Here is a 6,118-nt window from a genome sequence, read left to right as displayed (position 1 = left end):
TAAAATTAGTATTTAGATTGGTTCAGGTTCAGAATACAAAACAGAGAAAGGCTATTTAATGAAAAGATTAAACATTGCATTAGACCTGTTTGGAGATAAAGCCTGTGGATATGATGGACGAGTCCTTCGGACCTGCCTGTGCCCTATGGGACGTGTGAACAAAGCCATGGATAACAAAAAGACGTTACCCACAGCTATTGCTCACACTCACAGGCTTCTCGTCCACATATCCACCAGGCTCAATAGCAACTATTTATTAACTGCAACAAAATCTCTCAAAAGCAACACCTATTTTGAGGCAACGACTCAGTATATTTTTTGTCCTTCGGCAACACCTTTCATTGAGGCAACAGGTATTTATTAATCTATCGTTTGTATTTGTGCTAAATTTGTATAAATGAAATGAACAATGATGCTTAGCAATCTTGGTTCATAATCATGATGGAGTCTTCACACCAGACAAAATGGAAGTGCACAATGATCGCTTTTGATACAATTGCAATCGAATTTGATTTAACTCATCACAGTGTCAAACAAGTTGCTCTTGATGAATTGAGAGTTAATGCCCAAGAGAAAAACAAACTTTATTGGATTCATAGTAACTTAAATCAAGAGGATGCGTTTAAGCAATTACTAGAAAAACTAAGATTACCCACCGAGGTAATTCAATTATGCTCTGAGGAAAAAAATTTATCCAATCTCGTTGATAATGATAATGCACTCACCTTAAAAATTAAATGTTTGGCTTCGCTTGAGTTAAATGATAATAACGAAATCAGTTTAGGTAACTTGGTCATTCATCTTACCTCAAATTACTGTTTTACTGCGTCGCATGAGCCGCTGCCTGTTTTATTCGAATTCTTTAGTAGCTGCTCAAAATCCGTTCATTATGCTAAAACGCCTGGTTTTATATTATTTTTATTTATTGAGGGAATTATCAATGATTATGCTAAGGTTCTTTTTTCTTACGAAGAAATAGCAGAACAGTTCGATTCTTTATTACAAACTGCTCACGAGAATATTTATAAAAATGTCGCAGAGGTAAAGCATCAAACGCTGCTTATCAAACGTTATATGATTGCAATAAGAGAAATTTTAATGCGAATTACCAATCGCAATATCCTTGTCATCTCAGAGCGGTGTCGTTCTTCCTTATATAATTTATCGAATCATAGTCACCTTATCATTAATGAAGTGGATTCAATTCGTGAGTTATTCAATAGCTTATTGGGACAAATCGATAATGAGCTGATGCAAAAAATGAGTGAAACTATGGCCATACTCACGGCATTTGCTGCTATTTTTTTGCCGTTAAATTTAATTACTGGAATTTACGGAATGAATTTTGTCTGGATTCCTGAATTACATTGGCAATACGGATATTTTGTTGCGCTTGGTTTAATATTTATCTGTGCCATATTTCTATATCTTCTTTTCAAAAAGAAGAAATGGCTGTAATCAGCTCGTGAATTAGTGATTCGTTTGGTGAGCTATTTACATGGGAGTAAGCGTCTCTTCGCAGCGTTTGTGGAGTTGTTTGGCCAGTAAAGAGCGACCACAATCGATATAGGCAAATGCATGAGCAAAATCTCTGAGTTCCATGGTAAAAGTGGACTGTTCCACTGGTGAGATGGTGAGCTTTGCTATTCCGTTTTCTTGCCGTTCTATAGAATGTCGTCCCCCATAAAAGAAATAATGAGAAAACCAATTGCGGTTTTCATGATGGGGATTGCGAAGAATTACAAATTTTCGATGAGATATTTTACTTTCTTTGATGCCAATCAGTGCATAGGTATGCTGCATTGTAATTCCTTCGGGCGGATCTTCTTTCGGACTACAGACAATGGGTTTTTGTTCTTCATGAGCACTCTTTAATGAAAGAAACAATCGTTCTTCATCATAACTGTACTTGTTTTCTTCTGGTAAAACTGCATGTTGATGCAGCCATTGTTCTACAGCGGCGATTGCTTTAGCGGGGGGACTAATGCTGTGACTCATTCGTTCCTTCATACAGGCGATAAAGACCTCCTTCGTTAAAAAGAGATGATTTTTGAGTAATTGCTCGAAGTGCTTTTGATGCAACTTGACCCAATTCCACCATGCTTCCAATAATTCAGGTTGATTAGCAAAAACATATTGGCACATATTGGGAATACTGGCTAATTTATCATGTGGCCGCAAAAGAAAAATTAAAGAATAAATGTCTTTACCATTACAGCCATAAATTACTTTCTTATATAATTCTGCAAGAGAACACTCTGCTTGTTTTGAAGTTGCGATGGAATCATTAAAACCACCAAGAAACGCTTTTAAAGCATTTCGACTATCACCGCTTGATAGGGTTTTATTGTAATTACCCCCCATAAACGTAACATAAGCCTTTTCCAGGAAACGTACCCAGTTGGCCCCTGAACTCAAAATACCCCAGGAAGTAGGGAGTGATTTTTCAAGGATAAGCCATTGTGGTTCATCATCCCTAAAAAAACGAACATGGACTTTATTCTTTTGCTCAATCATTGTTCCACGAATATATTGTTCTCCATTGGGCAAAGCAATGATGGCATTAATTACTGAAAGAAGATAACAATCGCCACTACGAGCACCTTGAGCAACATGAGAAATAGATAGTTTCTTGGGATAAAGAGGTGTAAAATTTTTTTTATGCTGAACCGTAAAAAAAGAATATTCTCCAGTAGGATTAGCGCTTGTTTTAGGTTTTTCAATTTGTAATTGTTTATTCGACGGTTCGTTTTTAATAAACTTATGTTCCATAATTTGGGTGTCCCTTTTGTGTAAGTAATAAAGACACATGGTAGTTCCTTCCTCTCTTATTTAGTCTAGCGCATTTAAATTTGTTTGTTCGCCGGGTTATATTGTAATTGTTTGATTATAAAATATTAGATGTAGTAATTAATTATCCAATATGAGCAATAATTACTTTAAAGGCTCATTTATAACAATATAAAATAGATTGTCAATACAGCGTTCATTATCTCTCATACGAGGCACAAAGGTGGGATTGATTAATGTCAGTAGATGAGCTGATCCCCATCAATGTCATGGCTATACTCATTTCGTTGCGAATCAGCTCGATCATATGTTCGACTCCTGCCTGTCCTCTTGCTGCTAAAGCATATACAGTAGGCCTTCCTATGAGCACAGCTTGAGCCCCCAGAGCGAGCATGCGAATCACATCAAGCCCTGAGCGAATTCCTGAGTCAACCAGAATTGTGAGGTCAGAACTTACTTTATCTGCAATCATGGGAAGGGCTTTGACTGTAGATAATACACCATCTAGTTGCCGTCCTCCGTGATTCGAGACGATAATTCCATTCGCACCGAACGTTACGGCGTCTTTTGCATCTTCTGGATCAAGTATTCCTTTAATGAGCACAGGTCCTTGCCAAAAATTACGTATCCATTCCAGATCCGACCAACTAAGCGAGGGATCAAAATTGTTATTTAACCACCCGATATAATTTTCTAAACCAATCCTTTTGTGCAAGTAGGCTGATATATTTCCCAAATCATGCGGACGTCCCATAATACCAACATCATAAGCCCATGAGGGTTTCAACATCGCTTGTAAGAAACGACGCTCGTGAGCAAATGGACCTGACATGCCTGAGTGGAGGTCTCGATAGCGAGCGCTTGGTGTCGACATATCTACAGTGAAGATGAGATGGGTCACACCACAGGCTTGGGCTCGCTCAAGCACATTCTGCATAAAGCCCCGATCTTTCAGTATATAAAGTTGAAACCAGATGGGTTGGGTGCTTTGGCTAGATACTTCTTCTAACGAACATAGAGAAACTGTAGATAGTGCATAGGGTATGCCTTTTTGGGCCGCTGCTTTGGCTACTTGTACCTCGCCACGTCGAGCATACATTCCTGTAAGGCCCACAGGGCTTAAGATGATTGGCATTGCCAGTTTTTGTCCTAAGAGAACTGTTTCAAAATTAGGGTGCCTAACATTTCTTAAAACACGTTGGCGTAATGTTACCTTAGCAAGGTCTTCGATATTTGCTTTGAGTGTTTGTTCTGTAAACGCGCCACCTTCAATATAATCAAAAAGAAACCGAGGTAATTTTCGTCGAGCGGCTTCCCGATAATCAGCAATAGATGAAATAATCATATCCACGTCCAATTTGTAAACAAAAATTCCTGGGTTTAAAGGATGCACTTTTTATTATGCCAGCATAGTAAAAAGTGCTTTACCTCCCAACTATTGATTCAAAAGCGTTATGTTTTCTGATTTATCGTACTGCGACGAGGTGTTAAAAAAGCCAAGACAATCGCGATAATGAATAACGCAGGGACGTCTCCATACAAATGGGCGAAATGCTGTGGGTAATAAAATGATTGGAGGGCCATAATACCACCATGCACAACACTTGACCAAACGGTAAACCAGATTAAGCTTAAATTTTGCAGCGGATTTTTTGCTGCCAGAAGTAAGAACACCCCTAATGTTGCATAAACACCTAATATCATTTGCAAATAGACGTTTTGTCCGGAGTGGTGCCAGGCCCATCCAGATGGCCATAAAAAGGTTAAAGGATATAGAGCGAAGATAAAAGCCAGACCCAAAATAACCAGGACAATCCTAAGCATTCCGTAATCGTTTTTAGCGTCCATGATAACTCCCGTTGAAATGCATCGTTTCTATGTTCATTATAGCAAGACGAACTGGATTGAGGGGGTTTAAACCTTGTTTGTGAATAACGAAAAATTTGTAGCCTGGGCAAATGCGGCAGGACCCGGGTTATGGGGCCTTCGGTCCTGCGCCCAGGTCATATTTATTTTGCAAGTTGGGGTAGGTTCTCCAATTGCATTTTGACCAGTTTTGTAATTGCATCAAGCATTTGCTGGCATGACTCAGGATTTCCCGGAGATTGTTTATAGATAATATTGGCGATAAATGCAGATAGGGCCTGAGATATTACATTGTTACTCCGCAAATGAGGTGGTAGTTTTTCCACGGATTGAACCAAAGAGGTCAATAAGTTTTGCCCTATAAAATTCATCGCTTTGGAGTAGTCTTCATTGGTTAAGGCTTCAGCAGGTCGGGTGCTTTCATCTATTGTCATGTTTTATCCTGTAATTTTGATGAAGCCGAATTATAGAGTTTGCCGCAAATCACTTCAATGCCTGCTGTTGTGACTCATAAAAACTGAGTAAGGGAGCGCATCATTTTTTACACTCAATAATGAATTAAAATTATAGTTTGCTGATAAGCGATTTATTTGTATACGAGAAATCATGATCAATTTGTTCGTTGATTGTTTGGTTTGACTCTAACTCATTTATATTATTGACAGGAGAATAGACTCCATGACCCACTTTGGGATGGCTGGATTGAATGCCCTGATGTAATTGCCCTGTAGGGTCTAATATGATTAAATCGCCTTTCCCTGTTAAGTTAAAAGCGACATTGCTGCCAAATAATGGAGTAGGCTTAGCTCCTTCTTGAGTTAATATTTTGAATGTTTGCTTATAGCATAAACTGGGGGCATCGGTGTTACTTCCTGTTCCTACCAAAGTAACTTGCCCAGTTAAGTCTGACCATAAAAGCTCCCTACTTGTAAGCTCTTGTATGTCGGAAAGAATGCGATCTAATTCTTCCTGAACTGATACTTTAGTAGTTCGATCGCCAAAAATGTGAGCCATATAATAACAAGGAGTTCCTTTTTCATCTTCGGTGACAACTAAAACCCCAGTACAGTCTAAAATACCTTCTGTACCCAAGACATCTAAATCGCCTTCTTTAAAACCGGCACCTGCATCGGCTCCTACTCGATAACAACTCAGTCCTTTCATGCTCGTAAGTTGATCCGAATTGGGTTCAAATAAGAGTGAAAAATCCTTGCATTGTTCTATGAGATAGTTAACTTCCGGTTCTTTCTCATCTTCCTTTTTTCTATTTAGGTTTTTCAATAATATAGCGGCACGCCAATATTCTTTTTCATCAAGATTTGACAATAATTCTATAGCCTCATCAAGCTTATTATATTGCGAAAGTGTTGTGTAATATTTTGACATTTCATGAAGCCTGATATTTCCTATATCCAACAGAACTATTTCATCTCTATCTTTAGTTACAGTTATCGTCTTCATG

General features: G+C 38.4%; 7 protein-coding genes. 2 read left to right on the top strand and 5 right to left on the bottom strand.

From position 1 onward, the window contains the following. Nucleotides 1-58 precede the first annotated feature (58 nt). Nucleotides 59-364: a hypothetical protein gene (locus BW930_RS12395; protein ID WP_076547538.1), complete on the top strand. Its 306-nt coding sequence runs from the start codon at nt 59-61 to the stop codon at nt 362-364. A 113-nt stretch (nt 365-477) separates the two neighbouring features. Beyond that, the gene (locus tag BW930_RS12390; RefSeq protein ID WP_058468236.1) at nt 478-1,458 is read left to right on the top strand and encodes a magnesium transporter CorA family protein; all 981 of its coding nucleotides are present in this window, start codon (nt 478-480) and stop codon (nt 1,456-1,458) included. 36 nt (nt 1,459-1,494) lie between these two features. Here BW930_RS12390 and BW930_RS12385 read toward each other — a convergent pair whose 3' ends face one another. The 5 genes from BW930_RS12385 to BW930_RS12365 all read right to left on the bottom strand — a co-directional run bounded on the left by BW930_RS12385 (nt 1,495) and on the right by BW930_RS12365 (nt 6,117). Continuing rightward, on the bottom strand, nt 1,495-2,772 hold the full coding sequence (locus BW930_RS12385; RefSeq protein WP_058468356.1) for a C2 family cysteine protease: 1,278 nt from the start codon (nt 2,770-2,772) through the stop codon (nt 1,495-1,497). Between the two features lie 217 nt (nt 2,773-2,989). After that, nucleotides 2,990-4,135, bottom strand: a complete 1,146-nt coding sequence (lldD, locus tag BW930_RS12380) for an FMN-dependent L-lactate dehydrogenase LldD (protein ID WP_058468355.1) — start codon at nt 4,133-4,135, stop codon at nt 2,990-2,992. A 107-nt stretch (nt 4,136-4,242) separates the two neighbouring features. Further along, entirely contained in the window at nt 4,243-4,638 is a 396-nt protein-coding gene (locus BW930_RS12375) for a DUF6632 domain-containing protein (RefSeq protein ID WP_058468235.1), read from the bottom strand. 161 nt (nt 4,639-4,799) lie between these two features. Beyond that, nucleotides 4,800-5,090, bottom strand: coding sequence for a hypothetical protein (locus BW930_RS12370; RefSeq protein ID WP_058468234.1), 291 nt, complete (start codon nt 5,088-5,090; stop codon nt 4,800-4,802). A 130-nt stretch (nt 5,091-5,220) separates the two neighbouring features. Then, on the bottom strand, nt 5,221-6,117 hold the full coding sequence (locus tag BW930_RS12365; protein WP_058468233.1) for a hypothetical protein: 897 nt from the start codon (nt 6,115-6,117) through the stop codon (nt 5,221-5,223). Nucleotide 6,118: the final 1 nt, after the last annotated feature.

Origin of the sequence: Fluoribacter gormanii, from assembly GCF_900156395.1 — a bacterium.
Classification (GTDB): domain Bacteria; phylum Pseudomonadota; class Gammaproteobacteria; order Legionellales; family Legionellaceae; genus Legionella; species Legionella gormanii.
The sequence above is the reverse complement of the archived record's forward strand: the minus strand, read 5'-3'. Positions and strand labels throughout refer to the sequence as shown.

What these genes read in the sequence shown, in the direction of transcription:
- BW930_RS12395 (WP_076547538.1), top strand. Translation starts at nt 59, where the DNA reads ATGAAAAGATTAAACATTGCATTAGACCTGTTTGGAGATAAAGCCTGT.
- BW930_RS12390 (WP_058468236.1), top strand. Translation starts at nt 478, where the DNA reads ATGATCGCTTTTGATACAATTGCAATCGAATTTGATTTAACTCATCAC.
- BW930_RS12385 (WP_058468356.1), bottom strand. Translation starts at nt 2,772, where the DNA reads ATGGAACATAAGTTTATTAAAAACGAACCGTCGAATAAACAATTACAA.
- lldD (WP_058468355.1), bottom strand. Translation starts at nt 4,135, where the DNA reads ATGATTATTTCATCTATTGCTGATTATCGGGAAGCCGCTCGACGAAAA.
- BW930_RS12375 (WP_058468235.1), bottom strand. Translation starts at nt 4,638, where the DNA reads ATGGACGCTAAAAACGATTACGGAATGCTTAGGATTGTCCTGGTTATT.
- BW930_RS12370 (WP_058468234.1), bottom strand. Translation starts at nt 5,090, where the DNA reads ATGACAATAGATGAAAGCACCCGACCTGCTGAAGCCTTAACCAATGAA.
- BW930_RS12365 (WP_058468233.1), bottom strand. Translation starts at nt 6,117, where the DNA reads ATGAAGACGATAACTGTAACTAAAGATAGAGATGAAATAGTTCTGTTG.